Origin of the sequence: Actinomadura sp. GTD37, from assembly GCF_041951365.1 — a bacterium.
In the GTDB taxonomy this organism is placed as follows: Bacteria; Actinomycetota; Actinomycetes; order Streptosporangiales; family Streptosporangiaceae; genus Spirillospora.
In genome coordinates, this window is the sequence record NZ_JBGNUS010000005.1 from 600,824 (window position 1) to 622,689 (window position 21,866).

23 protein-coding genes and 1 pseudogene are annotated in these 21,866 nt (G+C 73.4%); 16 read left to right on the top strand and 8 right to left on the bottom strand.

What is annotated here, in order from left to right; all coding sequences use genetic code 11:
• The first annotated feature begins 48 nt into the window (after positions 1 to 48).
• From cobO to ACA511_RS27300, 8 genes and pseudogenes are all read left to right on the top strand, one after another.
• Positions 49 to 651, top strand: coding sequence for a cob(I)yrinic acid a,c-diamide adenosyltransferase (gene cobO / locus ACA511_RS27265; RefSeq protein ID WP_375027456.1), 603 nt, complete (start codon positions 49 to 51; stop codon positions 649 to 651).
• A pseudogene (locus ACA511_RS27270) lies at positions 648 to 818 on the top strand (cobyrinic acid a,c-diamide synthase); the annotation flags it as partial. The gene cobO and the pseudogene ACA511_RS27270, both read left to right, overlap by 4 nt.
• 342 nt (positions 819 to 1,160) lie before the next feature.
• Complete coding sequence (locus ACA511_RS27275) at positions 1,161 to 1,997, top strand: alpha/beta hydrolase (RefSeq protein WP_375027501.1); 837 nt, start codon at positions 1,161 to 1,163, stop codon at positions 1,995 to 1,997.
• A 200-nt stretch (positions 1,998 to 2,197) separates the two neighbouring features.
• Positions 2,198 to 3,319: a 5-methyltetrahydropteroyltriglutamate--homocysteine S-methyltransferase gene (locus ACA511_RS27280; protein WP_375027457.1), complete on the top strand. Its 1,122-nt coding sequence runs from the start codon at positions 2,198 to 2,200 to the stop codon at positions 3,317 to 3,319.
• Positions 3,316 to 4,710 (top strand): serine hydrolase domain-containing protein, encoded by a 1,395-nt coding sequence (locus ACA511_RS27285; protein WP_375027458.1) that lies wholly within the window; start codon positions 3,316 to 3,318, stop codon positions 4,708 to 4,710. The genes ACA511_RS27280 and ACA511_RS27285 overlap by 4 nt, the downstream gene beginning before the upstream one ends.
• Positions 4,711 to 4,874: 164 nt before the next feature.
• Entirely contained in the window at positions 4,875 to 5,705 is an 831-nt protein-coding gene (locus tag ACA511_RS27290) for an undecaprenyl-diphosphate phosphatase (protein ID WP_375027502.1), read from the top strand.
• Between the two features lie 88 nt (positions 5,706 to 5,793).
• Positions 5,794 to 6,537 (top strand): dienelactone hydrolase family protein, encoded by a 744-nt coding sequence (locus ACA511_RS27295; protein WP_375027459.1) that lies wholly within the window; start codon positions 5,794 to 5,796, stop codon positions 6,535 to 6,537.
• 29 nt (positions 6,538 to 6,566) lie between these two features.
• The gene (locus ACA511_RS27300; protein ID WP_375027460.1) at positions 6,567 to 6,851 is read left to right on the top strand and encodes a DUF6295 family protein; all 285 of its coding nucleotides are present in this window, start codon (positions 6,567 to 6,569) and stop codon (positions 6,849 to 6,851) included.
• Positions 6,852 to 6,974: 123 nt separating this feature from the next.
• On the opposite strand, the gene ACA511_RS27305 is transcribed toward ACA511_RS27300, so the two are convergent.
• Together ACA511_RS27305 and ACA511_RS27310 are read right to left on the bottom strand one after the other, a co-directional pair.
• Positions 6,975 to 7,457 (bottom strand): VOC family protein, encoded by a 483-nt coding sequence (locus tag ACA511_RS27305; RefSeq protein ID WP_375027461.1) that lies wholly within the window; start codon positions 7,455 to 7,457, stop codon positions 6,975 to 6,977.
• Positions 7,458 to 7,551: 94 nt separating this feature from the next.
• Positions 7,552 to 8,985, bottom strand: a complete 1,434-nt coding sequence (locus ACA511_RS27310; protein WP_375027462.1) for an amidohydrolase family protein — start codon at positions 8,983 to 8,985, stop codon at positions 7,552 to 7,554.
• A gap of 216 nt (positions 8,986 to 9,201) precedes the next feature.
• Here ACA511_RS27310 and ACA511_RS27315 point away from each other — a divergent pair, with 216 nt between their 5' ends.
• From ACA511_RS27315 to ACA511_RS27335, 5 genes are read left to right on the top strand one after another with little or no spacing between them, the layout of a single operon-like run.
• Positions 9,202 to 10,377: a CaiB/BaiF CoA transferase family protein gene (locus ACA511_RS27315; protein ID WP_375027463.1), complete on the top strand. Its 1,176-nt coding sequence runs from the start codon at positions 9,202 to 9,204 to the stop codon at positions 10,375 to 10,377.
• The gene (locus ACA511_RS27320; protein WP_375027464.1) at positions 10,370 to 11,188 is read left to right on the top strand and encodes a citryl-CoA lyase; all 819 of its coding nucleotides are present in this window, start codon (positions 10,370 to 10,372) and stop codon (positions 11,186 to 11,188) included. Before ACA511_RS27315 ends, ACA511_RS27320 begins: the two co-directional genes overlap by 8 nt.
• A 10-nt stretch (positions 11,189 to 11,198) precedes the next feature.
• Positions 11,199 to 12,044 carry an extradiol ring-cleavage dioxygenase gene (locus ACA511_RS27325; RefSeq protein ID WP_375027465.1) on the top strand — a complete coding sequence of 282 codons (846 nt, stop codon included), beginning with the start codon at positions 11,199 to 11,201 and terminating at the stop codon, positions 12,042 to 12,044.
• Positions 12,041 to 12,403 carry a hypothetical protein gene (locus ACA511_RS27330; protein ID WP_375027466.1) on the top strand — a complete coding sequence of 121 codons (363 nt, stop codon included), beginning with the start codon at positions 12,041 to 12,043 and terminating at the stop codon, positions 12,401 to 12,403. The genes ACA511_RS27325 and ACA511_RS27330 overlap by 4 nt, the downstream gene beginning before the upstream one ends.
• A 4-nt stretch (positions 12,404 to 12,407) precedes the next feature.
• Positions 12,408 to 13,364 carry a zinc-binding alcohol dehydrogenase family protein gene (locus ACA511_RS27335; protein WP_375027467.1) on the top strand — a complete coding sequence of 319 codons (957 nt, stop codon included), beginning with the start codon at positions 12,408 to 12,410 and terminating at the stop codon, positions 13,362 to 13,364.
• Here ACA511_RS27335 and ACA511_RS27340 read toward each other — a convergent pair.
• From ACA511_RS27340 to ACA511_RS27355, 4 genes are all read right to left on the bottom strand, one after another.
• On the bottom strand, positions 13,351 to 14,151 hold the full coding sequence (locus ACA511_RS27340) for an IclR family transcriptional regulator C-terminal domain-containing protein (RefSeq protein ID WP_375027468.1): 801 nt from the start codon (positions 14,149 to 14,151) through the stop codon (positions 13,351 to 13,353). The two genes, ACA511_RS27335 and ACA511_RS27340, sit on opposite strands and share 14 nt — an antisense overlap.
• Before the next feature lie 179 nt (positions 14,152 to 14,330).
• Positions 14,331 to 14,783, bottom strand: coding sequence for a MaoC family dehydratase (locus ACA511_RS27345; RefSeq protein WP_375027469.1), 453 nt, complete (start codon positions 14,781 to 14,783; stop codon positions 14,331 to 14,333).
• Entirely contained in the window at positions 14,780 to 15,667 is an 888-nt protein-coding gene (locus tag ACA511_RS27350; RefSeq protein WP_375027470.1) for an amidohydrolase family protein, read from the bottom strand. Before ACA511_RS27350 ends, ACA511_RS27345 begins: the two co-directional genes overlap by 4 nt.
• On the bottom strand, positions 15,664 to 16,572 hold the full coding sequence (locus ACA511_RS27355; protein ID WP_375027471.1) for an SDR family NAD(P)-dependent oxidoreductase: 909 nt from the start codon (positions 16,570 to 16,572) through the stop codon (positions 15,664 to 15,666). Before ACA511_RS27355 ends, ACA511_RS27350 begins: the two co-directional genes overlap by 4 nt.
• A 188-nt stretch (positions 16,573 to 16,760) precedes the next feature.
• On the opposite strand from ACA511_RS27355, the gene ACA511_RS27360 reads away from it, so the two are divergent.
• Positions 16,761 to 17,609 carry a PaaX family transcriptional regulator C-terminal domain-containing protein gene (locus tag ACA511_RS27360; RefSeq protein WP_375027472.1) on the top strand — a complete coding sequence of 283 codons (849 nt, stop codon included), beginning with the start codon at positions 16,761 to 16,763 and terminating at the stop codon, positions 17,607 to 17,609.
• A gap of 328 nt (positions 17,610 to 17,937) precedes the next feature.
• Complete coding sequence (locus ACA511_RS27365; RefSeq protein WP_375027473.1) at positions 17,938 to 19,152, top strand: cytochrome P450; 1,215 nt, start codon at positions 17,938 to 17,940, stop codon at positions 19,150 to 19,152.
• Between the two features lie 70 nt (positions 19,153 to 19,222).
• Here ACA511_RS27365 and ACA511_RS27370 read toward each other — a convergent pair whose 3' ends face one another.
• On the bottom strand, positions 19,223 to 20,182 hold the full coding sequence (locus ACA511_RS27370) for a DNA polymerase domain-containing protein (RefSeq protein WP_375027474.1): 960 nt from the start codon (positions 20,180 to 20,182) through the stop codon (positions 19,223 to 19,225).
• A gap of 54 nt (positions 20,183 to 20,236) precedes the next feature.
• Between ACA511_RS27370 and ACA511_RS27375 the strand changes: the two genes are divergently transcribed.
• Positions 20,237 to 20,851, top strand: coding sequence for an FMN-binding negative transcriptional regulator (locus ACA511_RS27375; RefSeq protein WP_375027475.1), 615 nt, complete (start codon positions 20,237 to 20,239; stop codon positions 20,849 to 20,851).
• Positions 20,852 to 20,860: 9 nt separating this feature from the next.
• On the opposite strand, the gene ACA511_RS27380 is transcribed toward ACA511_RS27375, so the two are convergent.
• Entirely contained in the window at positions 20,861 to 21,865 is a 1,005-nt protein-coding gene (locus tag ACA511_RS27380) for a transglutaminase domain-containing protein (RefSeq protein ID WP_375027476.1), read from the bottom strand.
• Between the last annotated feature and the right edge of the window lies 1 nt (position 21,866).

The following is a 21,866-nucleotide window of genomic DNA, read 5'->3' on the forward strand; positions in this document are numbered from 1 at the left end:
TGCGGGACCTCGACGGAATCGTGCGCGAGCACAGGAAGGCGGCCTGACATGCCCCGGGGGAAGCCCGAGTCCGTCCCCGACGACGGCCTGACCACCCGGCAGCGCCGCAACCGGCCGCTGCTGATCGTCCACACCGGGCCGGGGAAGGGGAAGTCGACGGCCGCGTTCGGGATGGCGCTGCGGGCCTGGAACCAGGGCTGGCCGGTCGGGGTGTTCCAGTTCGTGAAGTCGGCGAAGTGGCGGATCGGCGAGGAGCGCGCCCTGCGGGTGCTGGGCGGGAGCGGCGAGGGCGGTCCGGTCGCCTGGCACAAGATGGGCGAGGGCTGGTCGTGGATCCAGCGGCCCGGCAGCGAGGACGACCACGCGGCCGACGCGCGGGAGGGCTGGGCGCAGATCAAGCGCGACCTGGCCGCCGAGACGTACCGTTTCTACGTGCTGGACGAGTTCACGTACCCGATCAAGTGGGGCTGGCTGGACCTGGACGACGTGGTGGAGACGCTGACCGCCCGTCCGGGCGTCCAGCACGTCGTCGTCACCGGGCGGGACGCGCCGGACCGCCTCGTCGCGGCGGCCGACCTGGTGACGGAGATGGGCAAGGTCCGGCATCCGATGGACGCCGGGCAGAAGGGGCAGCGGGGCATCGAATGGTGATCCCGCGGCTCGTCATCGCGGCGCCCGCGCCCGGGAGCGGGAAGACGGCGGTCGCGACGGGGCTGATGGCCGCGCTGCGGGCGCGGGGCCCGGCGGTGTCGCCGCACAAGGCCGGCCTCGACTACATCGACCCGGGCTACCACGCGCTCGCGGCGGGGCGTCCCGGCATCTCGGGCTGATCCCGGCGGCGGAGCGCGGCGCGGAGGCCGTGCGTGCGGTGGAGCGGCTCAGCGGCTGGTGTCGTCCTCCAGGTCGCCTTCCGTCTTGAGTTAGTCCTCCTGGAGGCACCGGACGAGATCCGCGCCGTCCGCGCGGAGGCCCGCGCCCGCGAGGGATGGATTATCGACACCTACCTCTCGCGTCGCGAACCTCCGGCGCGGCGCTGAACGGGCTCCGCGAAAGGCATCGGCGGCGTTATCGGTAAAACCGCCAGTCCTTCCCCGGATCCATTGATGGGCTCTCGGACGTCTGCGACATTCCGAATCGTCCCCGTTCCCGCGCCGAGGAGGATCCAGGTGAAGAACCTCGTCCGAAGAGCCTTTCTCGTCTTGTGCGTCCCGCTCCTGCTCGCCGGGGTGCTCGCCGTTCCCGCGCACGCCGCGCCCGGCGGCTCGGGCCCCTACCCGGCCGGCTACGAGACCAGCCTCCGCCTGCGGGACCACACCGTCTACCGGCCGGAGAGCATCCCGTCCGGGGTGAAGCTCCCGATCGTCGCGTGGGGCAACGGCGCCTGCCTCGCCGACGGGACGCTGTTCGAGAACATCCTCACGGAGTTCGCCTCGCACGGCTTCCTCGTCATCGCCAACGGCCGCCCCGGCGGCTTCGGCACCACGGACGCCTCGATGCTGACCGAATCCATCGACTGGGCCATCGCTGAGAACAGCCGCGTCGGCAGCAAGTACAGGGGCAGGATCGACACCGCGAAGGTCGCGGTAATGGGCCAGTCCTGCGGCGGCCTGGAAGCCTACGAGGTGTCCGCCGACCCCCGCGTCACCACGACCGGCATCTGGAACAGCGGCATGCTCAGCGACGCCGACAACGACCAGCTCGCCCGGCTCCACGCACCGATCGGCTACTTCATCGGCGGGCCCAGCGACATCGCGTACGAGAACGCGATGGACGACTGGACCCGCCTCCCGTCCGGCCTGCCCGCCTTCATGGGCAACCTCGACGTCGGCCACCTCGGCACCTACGACCAGCCGAACGGTGGCGAATTCGGCCGCGTCGGCTCCGCCTGGCTCAAATGGCAGCTCAAGGGCGACGCCGCCGCGAAGCAGTTCTTCGTCGGCCCGGACTGCGGCCTCTGCGGCACCGAATGGACCGTCCAGCAGAAGAACCTGGCCTGACCGCCGGCGGGCGTCAGGCGGCGGAGGCATCGTGGGGCGGCGGCTCCCACGGCTCCCCCCGCCACGCCCCTGCACCTGACGACCTGCCGCCGGCCGCGCTGCGCGCCAGGTGGCACGGGATTCCAGACAAATCGTTGATCGTCGTCACGGACGTGCATAGATTGGCAGGACCGGGTCTCTTCCCGCGGAAGGAGCACGTCTTGTCTCTGCGCACCGAGCCGCCGTTCCGGGCCGACCATGTCGGCAGCCTGCTGCGTCCGCCGGGGTTGCTGGCGGCGCGGGACGATCACGCTCAGGGGCGGGTCGACGACGCGGGGCTCGCCGCCGCGGAGGACGCCGCCATCCGCGAGGTGGTCGCCATGCAGCGCGAGGCGGGGCTGCGGTCGGCGACCGACGGGGAGTTCCGCCGCACGTCCTGGCACATGGACTTCATCTACCGGCTCGGCGGGATCAGCCCCGCGGACGACAAGATCAAGGTGCGGTTCCACAACGAGGCCGGGGACATCGAGTTCAGCACGGCGGCGCTGCGGGTGCACGGCAAGGTGCGGCTCGAAGAGACGATCTTCGCCGACCACTTCGCGTTCCTGCGGGACGCGACCGGGGACGGGGTGACGCCGAAGCTGACGATCCCGTCGCCGAACATGGTGCACTACCGGGGCGGCCCGGCGTCGATCGACCCGAAGGTGTACCCGGACATCGAGGAGTTCTGGTCCGACCTCGCCGCCGCGTACGCCGAGCAGGTGCGGCGGCTCGGCGAGCTGGGCTGCCGGTACCTGCAACTGGACGACACCAGCCTCGCCTACCTCAACGACCCCGCGCAGCGCGCCATGATCAACGAGCGGGGCGACGACGCCGAGCACCTGCACCTGCGCTACATCAGGCAGATCAACGCCGCGCTGGCCGGACGTCCCGCGGGCATGAACGTCACCACGCACATGTGCCGGGGCAACTTCCGCTCGTCCTGGACGGCGGAGGGCGGCTACGACTTCGTCGCCGAGGCGCTGTTCGGCGAGCTGGACGTCGACGGGTTCTTCCTGGAGTTCGACGACGAGAGGTCCGGGGGCTTCGAGCCGCTCCGGTTCGTCCCGCCGGGCAAGACGGTCGTGCTCGGACTGGTCACGACGAAGCGCGGCGAGCTGGAGTCCAAGGACGACCTGAAGCGCCGCGTCGACGAGGCGTCGCGGTTCGTGCCGCTGGAGCAGATCTGCCTGTCGCCGCAGTGCGGCTTCTCCTCCACGGTCGAGGGCAACGTGCTGACCGCCGGGCAGCAGGCGGCGAAGCTCCGCCTCATCGCCGAGACCGCCGAGGAGATCTGGGGGTGACCCGGCGTCCGCCCGCCGACGCCGGGCACTGGCGGCGGCGGCTCGCCGCGCTGGCCGCGCGGCGCCGGGTGCCGGGGGCGTCGCTCGGCATCCTGCGGCTGCGGCCCGGCGGCGAGGACGAGCTGGCCGAGGCCGCGTACGGCGTCCTGAACACGGGCACCGGCGTCGCGACGACGACGGACTCGGTGTTCCAGATCGGGTCGATCACGAAGGTGTGGACGACGACCGTCGTGATGCAGCTCGTGGACGAGGGGCTGCTCGCCCTCGACGCCCCCGTCGCGGAGGTCCTGCCCGAGCTGCGGCTCGCCGACCCCGACGCCGCCAAGGGGGTGACGATGCGGCATCTGCTGACGCACACCAGCGGCATCGACGGCGACGTGTTCACCGACACCGGGCGCGGCGACGACTGCCTGGAGAAGTACACGGCCGTGCTGGCGGACGTGGCGCAGAACCATCCGCTGGGCGCCACCTGGTCGTACTGCAACTCCGGGTTCTCGCTGGCCGGGCGGGTGATCGAGAGGCTCACCGGGCGGACGTGGGACGAGGCGATGCGCGCGCGGCTCTTCGCGCCGCTCGGCCTGCGGCGCACGATCACGCTGCCGGAGGAGGCGCTGCTGCACCGCGCCGCCGTCGGGCACGTGCGCGCCGCGGGGTCCGAGCCGTCCCCCGCGCGGGTGTGGCAGCTGCCGCGCTCGGCCGGGCCCGCCGGGCTGATCGGGGCGTCCGCCGCCGACGTGCTCGCCTTCGCCCGCATGCACCTGACCGGCGGCCTCGCCCCCGGCGGGACGCGGCTGCTGAGCGAGGCGGGCGCCGCCGCCATGGCCGCCGAGCAGGCGCGGCCGCCGGACACGCTCACGCTCGGCGACTCGTGGGGCCTCGGCTGGTTCCGGCTGACCTGGGACGGGCGCCGGCTCATCGGGCACGACGGCTCGACGATCGGGCAGAACGCCTACCTGCGGATGCTGCCGGACGAGGGCCTCGCGGTCGTGCTGCTCACCAACGGCGGCGACGCGGACGGGCTGTACGAGGACCTGTACCGGGAGGTCTTCGCCGAGCTCGCCGGGGTCGCGACGCCGGCGCCGCTCGGGCCGCCCGCCGAGCCCGTCGCCGTGGACGCCGAGCGGCACCTGGGCGCCTACGAGCGGGCCGGTTCGCTGCTGGAGGTGCTCCGCGGCGCGGACGGGCCCGTCCTGCGGACGACGGTGACGGGCCCGCTGGCCGCGATGGTGCCCGACACGGTCAAGGAGTACCCGATGGCGCCCGTCGGCGAGGACCGGTTCGTCGCCCGCGACCCCGACACGGGCCACTGGATGGCCGTGACGTTCTACTCCCTCCCGACCGGCGAGCGCTACCTGCACTTCGGCGTCCGCGCCACTCCGAAGGTCGCGTGAACGGCCGGTGCGGGCCCGGTCCGGAACCTGACGTTTCGGTTAACGGCGGGTGAAGTAATCGCCCTCATCAGGGGGCGCGCCCGGCGGCCGGCAGTAGGCTCGCGGCGGACCCCGCGGCAGGGCGGGCGCGGGTACGGGGCTGGAGAGGAACCGGGCCGTTGAGCGTGATCAATGTCGGGCAGGCCGTCGTCCTCGGCATCGTGGAGGGCCTGACCGAGTTCCTCCCGGTGTCCTCGACCGGGCACTTGAAGATCACCGAGGGGCTGATGGGCATCCCGGTGGACGACCGGGCGGTCGTCGGGTTCACCGCGGTGATCCAGGTCGGCGCGATCGCGGCCGTGCTGGTGTACTTCTTCTCCGACATCGTCCGGATCGCCGCGGCGTGGGGGCGCGGGATCGCCGATCCGTCCGAGCGGTACCACCACGACTACAAGTTCGGCTGGTGGGTCGTCTTCGCCACGATCCCGGTGGTGGTCGTCGGGATCGCCGCCAAGGACCTCATCGAGGGCCCGCTGGCCTCGCTGTGGGTGGTCGCGGGGTCGCTGATCGGCGGGAGCGTCGTGATGTGGCTCGCCGACCGGCTGGGCCGGCACAAGCGCGGCGAGGACGACACGTCCTTCACCGACGCGATGCTGATCGGGTCGTCGCAGATCCTCGCGATGCTGTTCCCCGGCTTCTCCCGGTCCGGGGCGACGATGTCGGTCGGGCTGATGCTGGGCCTCGACCGGGTCGCCGCGACCCGGCTGTCGTTCTTCCTCGGCATCCCGGCGCTGACCGGCGCCGGCCTCTACGAGCTGCCGACCGCGCTCGGCGCCGGGGTGGACGTGCTGCCGCTGGCCGTCGGCACCGCCGTCTCGTTCGGCGTCGCGTACGCGTCCATCGCCTGGCTGCTCCGGTTCGTGGCGCGGCACACCTTCACGTCCTTCGTCGTCTACCGGATCGTCATCGGCCTGCTCCTGTTCGGGCTGCTCGGCGCCGGGGCCCTGAACGCCTGAGACCGGTGCGCAGGCCCGGCCGGGGTTGCGCGGATGGGGAAGACTGTCACGGTCCACAGGTCCGACGAAGAGTGGAGCGCTGACAGCCATGAACGATGCGATGTGGGCCGGAACCGTCACCGTCGGCGGGTACGGGGGCGCCGAGCTTGAGGGCTACCTCGCCCGGCCGCTCGGGGACGCCCCGCGCGGCGGCGTGGTGGTGATCCATCACATGCCCGGATACGACCCCGGCACGAAGGAGTTCGTCCGCACGTTCGCCGCGCACGGGTACGCGGCGATCGCCCCGAACCTGTACTCGCGGGAGGGCGCGGGCGTGAGCCCGGACGACCAGGCCGCGGCCGCCCGCGCGAAGGGCGGCGTGCCGGACGAGCAGCTCGTCGGCGACGTCGCCGGAGCGGCCGCGCACCTGAACGCGCTGGAGCACGCCAACGGCAGGATCGGCGTGATCGGCCACTGCTCGGGCGGGCGGCACGCGTTCCTCGCCGCCTGCGACCTCGACCTCGACGCCGCCGTCGACTGCTACGGCGCGTTCGTCGTCAACGATCCGCCCGCCGACCAGCCGACCACGGCCCGGTCGGTCCTCGCCAAGGCGCCGAACCTGTCGTGCCCGCTGCTCGGCCTGTTCGGCGAGGAGGACCGCTTCCCGGCGCCGGACGAGGTCGCCGCGCTGGACGAGGAGCTGACCAGGCTCGGCAAGGAGCACGAGTTCCACACCTATGCGGGTGCGGGGCACGCGTTCTTCGCCGTGGAGCGGCCCGCGTTCCGGCCCGCCGCCGCCAAGGACGGCTGGGAGCGGATCTTCGCGTTCTTCGGCCGCCACCTGGCCGCCTGACCGCCCGGCCCTCGGAGAGGAGACACCCCGTGTGCATCTACCAGACCGTGAAAGTGGAGCTGGACGGCGCGGCGAAGGGCGCTACCGGCTGGTTCACGCTGACCGGCGGCGCCGTCTATGTCGACCACCCGTACCACGCGTGCCACGAGCACACGGTGAACATCGACTTCACGAACGCCGGTGACGGGCCTTCGGCGCGCGTCGCGGTGGAGCTGACCGAGGAGTCGGCGCTGGCGCTGGTCGAGGCGATCCAGGCGGCGCTCGCCGCCGCCCCGCCGGGCCTCGCGTCCGGCCGGAGACCGCCCGCGGCGTGACCGCCTCGCCCGCGGCGTGAACCCCCTCGCGGGCGGCGTGATGGCCTCGCCCGCGGCGTGAACGCCCTCGCGGGCGACGCGGCGCCGCACGGCCGGTCCGACCCGGCCCGGCGCCCGCGCCGGTCACTCCCCCGCGTGGGCCCTGCGGAGCGCGGCGATGTCGAGCTTGCCCATGGACAGCATGGCCGCGGTGGCGCGTGCCGCCTTCGCCGGGTCCGGGTCGCTCATCAGCTCGGTGAGCACGGCCGGGACGACCTGCCAGGACACGCCGAACCTGTCCTTCACCCAGCCGCACGGCCCCTCCTCGCCGCCGTCCTCGGTGAGCCGGTTCCAGTAGTAGTCGACCTCGTCCTGGTCCGCGCAGGGGATCTGGAACGAGATCGACTCGTTGAAGGTGAACTGCGGGCCGCCGTTGAGGCCCACGAACTTCTGGCCGTTGAGCTCGAACTCCACGGTGACCACCGAGCCGGGCTCCCCGGGGCCCGCCTCGGTCGCGCGGAAGACGTCGCCGAGGGCGGCGTCCTTGAAGACGGAGACGTAGTAGTTCGCCGCCTCCTCGGCCTGGCCGTCGAACCACAGGCATGTGATGAACGGTCCGGATGCCATCGGTACCTCCCCTTGCGCGGGTCGCTTCGCCAGTGGTGGAGACCGGCCGCGCCCCGGAAACTCATCGGTGGAGGTCTGCCCGCTACGCGTTTGCTCACCGGGTGCGCGTGGCGCCGCTGCGGTAGTCGGTGTAGGTGTAGGGGTTGTCGAGGATCTTCGTCTCGGGGACGTCGGGGTTCATGCCCGCCGCCCACGCCTCCTCGCCCATCGACGAGCGCAGGTGCTCGACCGTCGCCTCGACCTCGCGGCGCGCGGCGGCCAGGTCGACGCCCACCAGGCGGTGGTCGTGCTTGACCACGCGCCCGTCCACGACGACGGTGTGGACGTCCCCGCGCTGGGCCTGGAAGGCGACGTGCCCGTAGGGGTTGAGGACGGGGAACGACACCGGCGAGTGGTCGTTCTTGATCAGGACGACGTCGGCCTTCTTCCCGGGTTCGAGACTGCCGAGGTCGTCGCGGCCGAGCGTCCGGGCGCCGCCGCGGGTGGCCCAGTCGACGACCTGGTCGGCGCGCAGGTTGCAGTGGGTGACGGTGTCGCCCCTGCCGTGCGCCTCCAGGTGCATGCGGGACCGGTCGGCGCCGAGCGTGGTGCGCATGGCGGAGAACAGGTCGCCGCTCCACCAGACGCTCGTGTCCATCGACAGCGACACCGGAATGTCGTGGTCGCGCAGCACCCAGGTGGGCGGGTAGCCCTGCCCGGCGCTCTGCTCGCTCTCGGTCGACACCGAGATGGAACCGCCGGTGGCGGCGATGCGGTGGTAGGAGTCCGCGGACAGGGACGCGGCGTGCACGTAGACCGTCTCGGGCGTCATGAACCCGTGGTCGTGCATCTGCTTGACGCCCTCGTCGCTGGTCGCGCCCCAGACGCCGGCGTGGGTGGTGACGGGCACGCCGAGTTCGCGGGCGGCCTCGAAGGCGGGCTTCTCCGGGAAGGACGGGTCGCCGAGCACGTCGAACGCGATCTGGAAGCCGAGCATGTCGCCGCCGGCGAGCCGGCCCGCGAGGGCGCGGAACTCGGGCGTCCCGGTCCATTCGGCGGGCGGCGCCTGGATGTTGCCGTAGGCGAGGACGAACCGTCCGGGCACCGAGCGCAGCGCGTCCACGGCGGCGTCGGCGTGGCCGGGGGTCTGCAGGCCGTGCGACCAGTCGACGACCGTGGTGACGCCGGCGTCGATCGCCTCGATCGCCGCGAGGAGGTTCCCGGCGTGCACGTCCTCGGGCCGGAACCGCTTGCCGTGCTCCAGGTAGTACCAGACGAAGTACTGGGTCAGCGTCCAGTCGGCGCCGTAGCCGCGCATCGCGGTCTGCCACATGTGCCGGTGCGTGTCGATCATCCCGGGCATGACGATCCCGCCGGACGCGTCGATCTCGGCGGCGCCGTCCGGTACCGGGAGGCGGGGGCCGACCGCGGTGATCCGGTCGCCCTCGATGAGGACGTCGGCGTCGTCCAGGACCTCGCGCCCGCCGGTCATCGGCAGCACCGTGCCACCGCGCAGCACCAGGGGGCGGCCCGGCTCGAACTCGCTCATCTTCGTACTCCTCGTCCTCGGGACCCGACCGCCGGGAGCAGATACGGACTTGTGTCCGCTGAACGGTCAAACCTGCGTGGAGCCACTCTCGTCACCGGTAGTCAAAGTGTCAACCACTTGACCGCCGCGGATACGGGCATGCCAGAATCAGAACGACGGACGGGTGTCCGTTGAACGGACGAGCAGGTGCGGGCGACGATGAGGCAAGGGAGCCGGATGACTGACGACACCGCGCGCGGCGGGCCGCTCTCGGGGGTGCTGGTGGCGGACTTCTCCCGGATCCTGGCCGGCCCCTACGCCACGATGCTGCTGGCCGACCTCGGCGCCGACGTGATCAAGGTGGAGGGGCCGCGGGGCGACGACACCCGCACGTGGACGCCGCCCGCGCGCGGCGACGCCGCGACCTACTACCTCGGCGTCAACCGGGGCAAGCGCTCCATCGCGCTCGACCTGCGGGACGACGCGGACGCCGCCGCCGGCCGCGAACTGGCCCGCCGCGCCGACGTCCTCATCGAGAACTTCAAGCCGGGCGGCCTCGCCCGCTTCGGGCTCGACTACGCCTCGGTGAGCGCCGCCAACCCCGGCGTCGTGTACGGCTCGATCACCGGGTTCGGGTCGGGCGCCGGACGGCACGTCCCCGGCTACGACCTGATGGTGCAGGCCATCTCCGGGCTGATGAGCCTGACCGGCGACCCGGACGGGCCGCCGTACCGGGCGGGCATCTCGGTGTTCGACGTGATGGCGGGCAACCACGCCGCGATCGGCATCCTCGCGGCGCTGCGGCACCGGGACGCGACCGGCCGGGGCCAGCTCGTCGAGGTGAACCTGCTGTCGTCGGCGCTGACCGGGCTCGTCAACCACAGCTCCGCCTACGTCGCCGGCGGCACCGTCCCCTACCGGATGGGCAACGCGCACCCGAGCGTGTTCCCCTACGAGCCGCTGCCGACCGCCGACAACGACCTGATCGTCACGGCGGCGAACGACGGCCAGTTCCGCAGGCTGTGCGAGGTGCTCGGCGTCCCCGGCGTCCCGGACGACCCGCGCTTCGCGACCAACGCCGGCCGCACCGCCAACCGGGCGGAGCTGCGCCCTCTGCTCGTGGAGCGGCTGAAGCGGCGCGGCGCGGTCGAGTGGTTCGAGCTGCTGGTGGACGCGGGCGTGCCGAGCGGGCCGATCAACACGATCGACGGCGGGTTCGCGATGGCGGAGCGCTTCGAGCTCGACCCGGTCGTGGTCGTCGGCGAGGGCGGCCGCGCCGTGCCGACGACCCGCCATCCCATCCGCTTCTCCGAGACGCCCGCGGCGTACCGGCTGCCGCCGCCCGATCTGGACGAGCACGGCGCCGAGCTGCGCCGATGGCTGTCCGAGCCGCAGGAGGACGACCGTGGCTGAGCGTCCCGAGTACCCGACCGCGCTGGGCGCGTCCAGCCGGGAGACGATCACGCTGCTGGGCCGCGACCTCGCCGCGGACGTGATGGGCGAGGTCGGGTTCGGCGAGCTGGCGTTCTGGCTGGCGGCGCAGCGGCGGCCGGCGCCCGGCGAGACGCGGGTCTTCGAGGCGGTCCTCGCCGCGCTCGCCGACCACGGCTTCACCCCGACCGCGATCGTCACGAGGCTGACGTACCTGTCGGCGCCCGACTCGGTGCAGGGCGCGCTCGCCGCCGGGCTGCTGGGCGGCGGGTCCCGGTTCCTCGGCGTCACCGAGGACACCGGCCGCTTCCTGCACGGCGTCCTGGACTCGGTGGACGGCGACCCGCCGTCCGACGACGCGGGCTGGGACGCGCTCGCGCTGCGGACCGTCCGAGCCGAGCGGGAGGCCGGGCGGTTCCTCCCCGGCCTCGGCCACCACGTCCACAAGGACGGCGACCCGCGCACGCCGAGGCTGATGCAGATCGCCGCCGAGGAGGGCCTGTTCGGCCCGCACCTGTCGCTGTTCGCCGCGGTCGGCCGCGTCCATCCCGAGGTGCTCGGCAAGACGCTGCCGCTGAACGGCGCCGGGGTGTGCGGCGCCGCGCTCGCCGACCTCGGCCTGCCGCTGGAGCTGCTGCGCGGGTTCGCGCTCCTCGCCCGCACCGCCGGGCTCATCGGGCAGCTCGCCGAGGAGCTGCGCAACCCCGTCGGCAACGAGATCTTCCTGTCGGTGGACCTCAACAACCGGTCCGTCGCCCCCGACCCCTACACCCCCGAGGACCGTCATGGCTGAACTGGTCGCTGTGATCGCTTCGACCCACCACCCCTTCTACCACCGCGCGAGCACCGCGACCGGCGAGGACCGCCCCGACTTCGCGGACGAGTGGGTCCGCAAGGTCGAGGCGTTCCGCGCGACGCTGACGAAGGCCCGGCCGGACGTCCTGGTGATGGTCGGCTCCGACCACTTCCACCAGCTGTGGCTGGACAACATGCCGCAGTTCCTCGTCGGCAAGGCGCCGTTCTACGACGCGAACTGGTACAACGAGGAACGCGAGTTCGGGCTGCCGCGCATGCTCATGAAGGGGCAGGAGGACCTGTCGGCCCACCTGCTGCGCGAGGGCCTGGACGCGGGCTTCGACCTCGCGTTCTCCAACGAGCTGCGCATCGACCACTCGATCACGTGCCCGATCATCACGCTGCGCCCGCAGAACGACCTGCCGATCGTCCCCGTCTACACCAACATCTTCGCGCCGCCGCTGCCGCGGCCGAAGCGGTTCGTGCAGCTCGGGCGGACGATCCGGGAGCTGGTGGAGTCGTGGCCGGGCGACCAGCGGGTCGCGGTCATCGGCACCGGGCACCTGTCCCTCGAACTGGGCGGCCCGCGCCAGTTCGGCCCGCACGGCCCCGACCCCGAGTTCGATGCGAAGGCGGTCGGGTGGATCTCGTCCGGCGACATCGAGGGCTGCCTGGCGGAGGTCACGCTCGACAGCCTGCACGCGCCGGGCAACGCCACCCACGGCTTCATGGACTTCATGCTCATGATGGGCGTCGCGGGCGAGGGCCGGAAGGCCGACTACGTCGACACCTACGACCTGTTCCACACCATGGAGGCCTACTTCACCTGGTACCCGGACGGAGGCGGCCAGTGAGCAAGTACCTGCTGAACAAGTTCCTCTACACCGTCGACCGCGACCCCGACCTCGTCGAACGCTACCGGGACGAGCCGGAGGCGACCGTGGCGTGGTGGGAGGGGGAACAGGCCAACCGCATCATCAACTGCCACGGCGGCGAGTCGTCCACCTGGCTGAAGTTCGGCGACGAGGAGCGCGCCGCGCTCGCCGGGCACGACTACCCGAAGCTGTTCGAGCTGGGCGCGCACCCGTTCCTCACGCTGACGCTGTTCATCGCGATGTTCGAGCGCGACCACGACGAGCCGCTCGGGTTCCAGCTGGAGTACGCGCGGCGGGTCTCGCACGTCACCCTCCCCTACCCCGACATCGCGACCTGAGCCGATGCGCGCCGCCGAGATCAGGGAATGCGGGCGCCCGCCCGTGGTGGCGGACCGCGAGCCGCCCGTGCCGGGGAGCGGCGAGGTCCTGGTGGACGTCCTGGCCGCGCCGATCACGCCGCTCGACCTGCTGTGCGCGACCGGGACGTCCTACTTCGGGACGCCCGCGACGCCGTATGTGCCGGGCGTCCAGGGCGTCGGGACGTACCGGGGCCGGACGGTCTGGTTCCCGTCCCCGGCGGGGATGGCGCCGGGCGACGGAAGCATGGCCGAGGTCGCGGCCGTCCCGGAGGCGTCGCTCGTCGTCCTGCCGGACGGCGCCGATCCCGTGCTGCTCGCCGCGCTCGGGCTGTCGGCCGTCGCCGCGCACATGGCGCTGACGTGGCGCGGCGGACTGGCCGCCGGCGAGCAGGTCGTCGTGCTGGGCGCGGGCGGCGTCGTCGGGCAGGCCGCCGTGCAGCTCGCGCGGGCGGCGGGCGCGCGGCGGGTCATCGCCGGTGCCCGGTCGCCGGACGCGCGGGCACGCGCCCGGCGGGCCGGGGCGGACGCGGTCGTCGCGCTCGGCACCGGCGACGTCGCCGAGCTGGCCCGGCGGTTCGCCGACGCGGCCGACGGGCCCGTGGACCTGGTGCTCGACCCGCTGTTCGGCACCCCGGCGGCGGCCGCGGCCCGGACGCTGCGGCCCGGCGGGCGGCTGGTCAACCTCGGGAGCTCGGCGGACGAGACGTGCCCGATCGACTCCTCGACCCTGCGCGGGAAGTCGCTGCGGCTGCTCGGCTACACGAACAACGAGCTGACGTCCGCGCAGCGGGCGTCCTCGATCGGATTCGTCGCGGAGCAGGCGGCGTCCGGAAGACTGACCGTCGCGCGCGAGGCCGTGCCGTTGGCGGACGCGGCGGCGGCATGGCGGCGCCAGGGCGAGGGACGGGCGGCGGGGCGGATCGTCCTCACCCCGCGGTGACCTGCGGGACGGTCTCCAGCCGCGCGAAGTCGGCGCTGATCTCCCCCGCCGTGTGCAGCAGCATCGGGAGGTGCTCGTCCAGCAGCTGCTCGACCGGGGTCTCGGCGGCGTGGGTGTTGACGTTGATGCCCGCGATGACCTTGCCGGAGCCGTCCCGCAGCGGCGCCGCGACCGACCGGATGCCCCGCGCGAGCTGCTCGTCCGTCAGCGCCCAGCCGCGCGCCCGGACCTCGCGCAGCTCGGCGTCCCGCTCCGCCCTGCCGGGCCGGACGCGCGGCTCCAGGCCGGAGCGGGTCGGCTCGGCGAGGACCCGGTCGACCTCGGCCGGGTCGAGCGCGGCGAGCTGCACCTTGCCGAGCGAGGTCTGCAGGGCCGGGAACCGGGTGCCGATCTGCACCGCCAGCGCGACGATCTTCGGGACGGCGACGCGCGCGACGTAGACGATGTCGGACCCGTCGAGCTGCGCGATCGAGCACGACTCGTTCGTCCGGGCGACGAGGCGCTCCATGTGCGGGCGGGCCACGTCCCACAGCCCCATGGACCGGACGTAGGCAACGCCGAGGTCGAGCACGCGCGGCGTGAGGGCGTAGCCGCCGTCGCCCGCCCGCACGTAGCCGAGTTCCTGGAGCGTGAGCAGGACGCGGCGGGCGGTCGGCCGGGCCAGCCCGGCGGCCTCCGCGACCTGGGCGAGCGACATCACGGGCCGCCGCGCCTCGAAGGCGGTGATGACGTCGAGGCCCCGGGCCAGCGCCTCGATGAAATCCGGTCCGGTGCCTTCCCGTGGCATCGATCATCCCCTCGCCGCGCCGTCCGCGTCACTCGGCTGTCCATCATACGGACACATGACCGGCGACCCGCGACCCGCCCCGCCCGAGGGCGGGCCGCGAACTCTCGTGGCGGCGACGGGACCGCCCGGCGGGGGCCGATCGCAGAGCGGACGGCGGGCACCCGGTGCGCGGCGGCGTCCTACGGGTGGAAGCGGAAGATCGCCTGGAGGACGCAGGCGGGCTTCTCGCGGTTCTCGATCTCGACGGTGAGGTCCGCCGTGACCTGGAGCCCGCCGGCCACCTCGGTCACGTCGGCGAGGGCACCGGACAGCCGGATGCGGGAGCCCGCCGGGACGGGGGCCGGGAAGCGCACCCTGTTCAGCCCGTAGTTGACCTTGGCGGTGACGCCGGTGACGTCGAGCAGCTCCGTCCACAGCGGGATGACCAGCGACAGCGTCAGGTACCCGTGCGCGACCGGGCCGCCGAACGGGCCGTCCTTCGCGCGCTCGGGGTCGACGTGGATCCACTGGTGGTCGCCCGTGGCGTCGGCGAACGTGTCGATGCGGGCCTGGTCCACCTCCAGCCAGCGGCTCGTGCCGAGCGAGCCGCCGGCCAGGCTCTTCAGGTCCTCGAACGCGACGGTCGTGCTCATGCCCTCTCCTTGCCGTGCAGGCCCAGGACCCGGACGGCGTTGTCCTTGAGGATCTTGGGGCGGACGTGCGGCTTGATCTCCAGCTCGGCGAAGTCCCGCCGCCACCGGTCCGGGGTGATGACCGGGTAGTCCGACCCGAACAGCACCTTGTCCTGGAGGAGGCCGTTGGCGTACCGGACGAGCTGCGGCGGGAAGTACTTCGGCGACCAGCCGGACAGGTCGATGTAGACGTTCGGCTTGTGCGTGGCGACGGCGAGCGCCTCGTCCTGCCACGGGAAGGACGGGTGCGCCATGATGATCGTCAGTTCGGGGAGGTCGACGGCGACGCCGTCCAGCAGCATCGGGTTCGACAGGCCGAGCCGGACGCCGCCGCCGCCCGGCATGCCCGCGCCGATCCCCGTCTGCCCGGTGTGGAACAGCGCCGGGACGCCGTGCTCGGCGGCGACCTCCAGCAGCGGGTACGCGCTGCGGTCGTCGGGCGCGAACCCCTGCAGGGACGGGTGGAACTTGATGCCGCGCACACCGCGCTCCTCGATCAGCCGGCGGAACGCGCGGGCGCCCGCGCGGCCCTTGGCGGGGTCGATGCTCGCGAACGGGATGAGCACGTCGGGATGCTCGGCGGCCCGGTCGGCGATCTCCTCGTTCGAGATCGCCGGATGGCCGGTCGCGTTCTCGATGTCGACGGTGAACACGACCGCCGCCAAGTGCCGCTCACGGTAGTAGGCCGCGATCTCGTCGATCGTGGGCGTGCGGTCGTCGTCCGCGCCGAAGTACTTGGCGGACGCCTCCATGAACTCGTCCGGCAGCGAGAGGTGGCCGTGCAGGTCCGACTCCACGTGGACGTGGACGTCGATCGCCTCCAGGGCGTCCAGGTCGAGGCTCATCGCGGCGGCTCCTCGGGGAGGTTCTCCCCCACGCTCTGCTCGTGCTCGGCGAAGACCGCCGGCCACGCGCCGGCGATGTCGGCCGCGGCCCAGCCGCCGTCCCGGTAGGCGGCGACGGCCTGGGTCGGGTGCGTCCACAGCGAGAGCCGGTCGCCGCCGACGCCGATCGCCTGCCCGGTGATGCCGGACGCGGCGTCCGAGGCGAGGAACGCCACCAGCCCGGCGGCGTCCTCGGGGGTGCCGAACGCGAGGGCGCGGCGGGCGAACGGCGGCATCGGCTCGCCGCGCCGCATCGCCTCGACGTACGGGGCGAGCGCGGGGATCGTCTCGGTCATCGCGGTCGCCGCGACCGGGACGATCGCGTTCACGGTGATGTCCGCGCGGGCCAGCTCCATCGCCCAGGTGCGGACGAACCCGACGATCCCGGCCTTGGCCGCCGAGTAGTTCGTCTGGCCGAAGTTGCCGCGCTGCCCGGCCGGGGAGCCGACCAGGATGAGCCGGCCGCCCTCGCCCTGCTCGCGGAACCGCACCGCCGCCGCGCGGGCGCAGGTGAACGTGCCCTTGAGGTGGACGCCGACGACCGTGTCGAAGTCGTCGTCGGTCATCTTCCACAGCACCCGGTCGCGCAGGACGCCCGCGTTGGTCACCATCACGTCGAGCCGGCCGAACTCCGCCACGGCCCGTGCGACCAGGGCGTCCGCCGTCTCGGCCGGGCCGACCGCGGCGGGATGCGCGACGGCCCGCCCGCCCGCGTCGCCGATCTGCCCGGCCGCGGCCTCCGCGGTGGCCGCGTCCGCGTCGTTGACCACGACGGCCGCGCCCGCGCGGGCGAGGGCCCCGGCATAGGCGAGGCCGAGGCCGCGCCCGGCGCCGGTGACCACCGCCACCTTCCCGTTCAGCTCCATTGCCACCCTTCCTGGTCCGTCCTGTGCCTAGAAGTTAGATTCGTTGTTGTCGTGCGTCAAGATTTCATCGAATAGTGTGGGTCACCGCGGAAGGCGGCACGGCACGGTGCGGCGGCATGGTGTGATGGCCACCGACCACGGCGGCCGGGACGACCGGCCGGCCCGCAGGCGACCACGGGAGGACGGGCATGACCGCCGAGCAGGACGCGCCCGCAAGCGCACGGCCGCGCCGGCGCGCTCCGCAGCAGCTGCTGTTCAGCTTCCTCGGATCGCTCGTCCTCGACCGCGGCCTCCCGCCGATCAGCTCGCGGGTCTTCCTGCACCTGCTGGACGACCTCGGGGTCGCGGAGGCCGCCGGCCGCGCCACGCTCGCGCGGATGACCCGCAAGGGCCTGCTCGCCCGCGTCCGGGAGGGGCGCACCGCGCGGTTCTCGCTCACCCCGTGGGCGGAGGACCTGCTGCGCGAGGCGACCCCGCGGGTCCGCTCCGCGCAGCCGTTCACCCACCCGGGCGGCGAGTGGACGCTGCTCAGCTACTCGATGCCGGAGAGCCGCCGCGACCTGCGCCACCAGATCCGGGCCCGGCTGATGTGGGCCGGGTTCGGCGGGCTGCGGGACGGGCTGTGGATCGCGCCCGGCCGGGTCGACATCGCCGCGATCTTCGCCGGGCCCGAGTTCGCCGGGCTGGCGGAGCTGGCCGACGCGTTCTACTCCGTCCCGGTGGAGGGCACCGACGTGCCCCGGCTGCTCCAGCGGGCGTGGGACGTCGCGGAGATCCGCGCCGAGCACGACGCGTTCCTCGCGACCTGGACACCGGACCGCGAGCGGCGCGGGCGCCCGCTGACCCGGCTCACCCTGCTCGGCGCCGACTGGCTGCAGCTGCTGCGCACCGATCCCGGCCTGCCCGCCGAGCACCTCCCGGACGGCTGGCCCGCGTCCGCGTCCACCGCCCTGTACCGGGAGCGGTTCGCCGCCCTGGAACCGGACGCGGCCGACCAGCTCCGCGGGCTGCTCGCCGACGACGCCGGGCGCCGCTGAACCGGCACCCCTTACCCGGCGCCGCTGAACCGGCACCCCTTACCCGGCGCCGCTGAACCGGCACCCCTTACCCGGCGCCGCTGAACCGGCACCCCTGAACCGGCGCCGCTGACCAGCGCCGCTGAACCGGCGCCGAGGCGCCGCACACCGATTCCCGCACCGAGGATTTCCGAGCCGCCATTTAAGGAAAGCCGAAAAGCGGACAGCCTGGGCGAGTCGATGAGATGATCTGGCGGCCCGGCGCGGCGCACCGTACGTTGGCTGCATTGTTCGTCCGGGAGCCGCCCGTTTACGGGTGCGCTCCGACGCGTCCGTGGAGAGGTCCGCAATGGAGAATCCGCTCGTCATCGACCCGTCCGGCGGCGACGTCCAGGGAGAGGCCGCGAAACTGCGGTCGCGCGGCCCGGTGACGCCCGTGGAACTGCCCGGCGGCGTCGTCGCGTGGGCGGTGACCGGCCAGGAACAGCTCAAGCGGCTGCTGGCCGATCCCCGGGTGTCGAAGAACCCGAATCTGCACTGGACCAAATGGATCGACGGCGAGATCTCGGAGGACTGGCCGCTGCGCCTGTGGGTCTCGGTGCAGAACATGTTCACCGCCTACGGCGACGACCACCGGCGGCTCCGCAACATCATCTCGCGGGCGTTCACGCCGCGCCGCACCGAGGCGCTGCGGCCGGACGTCGAGCAGATCACCGCCGGCCTCCTCGACGGGCTCGCCGCGTCCCCAGGCGGGCGCGCCGACCTGCGCGAGGCGTTCGCCTACCCGCTGCCCATCGAGGTGATCTGCCGGCTGTTCGGCATCCCCGACGGCACCCGGCCGAGCCTGCGGCGCTGCGTGGACGGCATCTTCAACACGGCGCTGACGGCGGAGGAGGCCATCGCCAACCAGGTCGAGATGTACGGCATCCTGCAGGAGTTCGTGGCGTTCCGGCGCCGCGAGCCCGCCGACGACCTGGCCGGCGTCCTCATCTCCTCCCGCGATGAGGACGGCTCCCGGCTGAGCGAGGCGGAACTGGTCGACACGCTGATCCTGATGATCTCCGCCGGGCACGAGACCACGGTGAACCTGCTCGACCAGGCGATCACCGCGCTGCTGACGCACCCGGAGCAGCGCGCGCTCGTCCGGTCCGGCGAGGCGCCCTGGGCCGAGGTGATCGAGGAGGCGCTGCGCTGGCAGGCGCCCGTCGCGAACCTGCCGCTCCGCTACGCGGTGGAGGACATCGACGTCGACGGCGTCACGATCGGTAAGGGCGAGGCGATTCTCGCCGCCTACGCCGCGGCCGGCCGCGACCTTTCCCTGCACGGCGACGACGCCGACCTGTTCGACCTCCAGAGGGCGAACAAGGAGCACATCTCCTTCGGCCACGGCGTGCACTTCTGCGTGGGTTCGCACCTCGCGCGGATGGAGGCCGAGATCTCGCTGCCCGCGCTTTTCGAGCGCTTCCCCGATATGGAGCTCGCCGTCGATCCGGGTCAGCTGCGCCCGGTCGAGTCGTTCATCTCCAACGGTCACCGGTCGGTGCCCGTCGAGCTGAATTCCTGACCCTTTGCCGCGCGTTTCCCCGGCCCGCCTTCGAAAACCGGGGAAACGCGCGCGACCGGCGCGCGGACCGTCAGCCGGCGGCGTCGCGGCGCGCCCTGGCCCGGCGTTTCCCCTCGTGCATCGCCTGGACCCGCGCGATCGGGATCGTGTGCCCCTCCTCGATCAGACCGGCGGGAAGGGCCTGCGGCGGCGGCATGAGGTCGGACCACGGGTCGCCGCCGGCGAGCAGGCCCACCGCCGTGCGGACGGTGAAGTCGGCCGGGGCGACGTGGTCGAGCTCGTCCCACGGGACGGGGAACGAGACCGGCGTGCCGGGGCGGATGCGGGGGCTGTAGGCGGCGGCGACGGTCGCGCCGCCGGCGCGGGTCGAGTCGAGGAACACCTTGCCGCCCCGGTCCTCGCGGATGAACGCCGTCGTCGCGAGGCCGGGGTCGAGCCGCTCGGCGCGCGCGCCCAGGGCGCGGGTGGCGGCGGCCACGTCCTCGACGGGCGCCGAGCCGTCGAGCGGCACGAACACGTGCACGCCCTTCGCGCCGCTGGTCTTCACCGCGCCCCGCAGCCCGGAGTCGTCCAGCGCCTGCCGGACGAGGTGCGCGGCGCGGACGGCGGCGCCGAACGCGTCCGCCCCCGGCGGGTCGATGTCGATCACCAGGTGGGTGGGCCGGGCCGGCGCGGCGGCGCGGAAGAGCGGCGGGTGGTACTCGACGGCGCGCTGGTTGGCGAACCACAGCAGGGTGCGCCGGTCGTCGCACAGCGCGTACGCCACCTCGCGGCGGGACGTCTCCGCCCACACCCGCACCGTCCGCACCCACTCCGGCGTGTACTTGGGCACGTTCTTCTGCATGAACGGCTTCTGGCCGCGCAGCACGCGGACGACCGACAGCGGACGCCCGGCGAGCTGCGGCACGATGCGCCCGGCGACGGCGTCCAGGTAGTCGACCAGGTCGCGCTTCGTCGCGTCGGCTCCGTCGAACAGGGGCTGGTCAAGGTTCGTCAGGCGGACCCCGGCACGCTCTTCATCGGCGCTCACCCCACCACCCTCGCACGCGCGTCCGACATCCCGATCGGGGGTAGCGTCGCATCCATGTACGTTCCGGCGCATTTCTCCGCAGGCGACGCCGAGGTCAGGGAGCTGCTGGCCGGCTGCGCCGCGGCCGACCTGGTGACCAGCACCCCGGCGGGCCTCATCGCGACGTTCCTGCCCGTCCTGTACGACCCGTCGGTCGGCGAGCACGGCGCGATGCTCGCGCACGTCGCGCGCAACAACGACCAGTGGCGCGAGCCCGCAGCCGGGGAGTCGCTGCTCATCGTGCACGGGCCGGACGCCTACGTGTCGCCGTCCTGGTACGCGTCCAAGCGCGAGCACGGACGCGTCGTGCCGACCTGGAACTACCTGACCGCGCACGTCTACGGCCGGCTGGTCGTGCACGACGACCCCGCGTGGGTCGAGTCGATGGTCCGCCGCCTCACCGAGCGCCACGAGAGCGGACGTGAGCCCTCGTGGTCGGTGGACGACGCGCCGGCCGCGTTCATCGCCGGGCAGCTGCGCGCGATCGTGGGCCTGGAACTGGTCATCGGCCGGGTCGAGGCCAAGGCGAAGCTGAGCCAGAACCGTCCGGCGGCCGACCGCGCCGGCGTCGTCGAGGGCTACCTGGCCGAGGGCGACACCGCCATGGCCGAGGCGGTCCGCGACGCGTAGGCCCCGCCGTCAGCGGAGGGGGACCAGGGTCGTGCTGACGCGCGGCACGTGGCCGGCGGCGCAGGTGTGGGACGCGATGGCGGAGCCCACCTCCAGCGCGGTGGGGACGAGGCGGTTCGTGCGGAAGCCGAGGCCGGGGTCGCGGAGCATCGGGTTCGCGCCCGGGATCACCTCCGCGAGCAGCACGAACGTCGGGTCGATGACCTTGGTGACGCCGTCGTCGTCCTCGACCTCCACCCAGGCGTGCACGAGATCGGGCAGGCCGACGACCCAGCCGATCCGCGTCCGCGCGGGGATGCCCTCCTCGCGGCACAGGCGGGCGATGTAGCGGCTGGCCGAGCCGCAGCTCGCGAACCCGCGCGGGACGAGGGACTCGTCGTCGCGCATGGCCTCGGGGAGGCGGAGCCAGCGCAGCTCCGCGCCCATGAACTCGCGCAGGATCGCGTGGAGGGCGGGCGAGCGCAGCACGGGGCAGTCGCCGACCGTCCGGAGGACGGCCGACAGGGTGAGCGCCGGGCCGGACGAGCGGGCGGTCGCCGCCGAGCCCGCCGGGACGTTCCGCGCCGCGCCGGCCGGGTGGGCGCGGACGTGCCGGACCCTCCCGCCGTAGGCGCCGGTCCGCGGCCGGGCGAGGGCGTTGCGGGCGCCGGGGCGGCAGCCGTCCGGGGCGCCGCAGGAGACGCGCAGCTCGAACCGGGACATGCGCGGCGCGATGAGGTCCTCGCAGGACGAGCGGGTCCAGCGCAGGGCGGACGCGACGGTCCGCTCGATCCCGGTGCGCCCGGAGCCGGAGTACAGGGCGAGGTTGAAGATGTCCCGGGAGTCGAACCGTTCCCGGCCGTCCTCCCCCGTGGCCGGCAGCCCGTGCCGGACGAGGTCGGACAGCGCGGCCTGGTCGCAGGCGAGCATCGCGGCGGCGTCGGCCCGGGGGGTGTCCGGCCGGTGGTGCTCCGGCGGGATGACGAGGAGCCCGTCGAGCGTGCGCAGCAGCGGATGAGCGGCGGGACCTGCCATG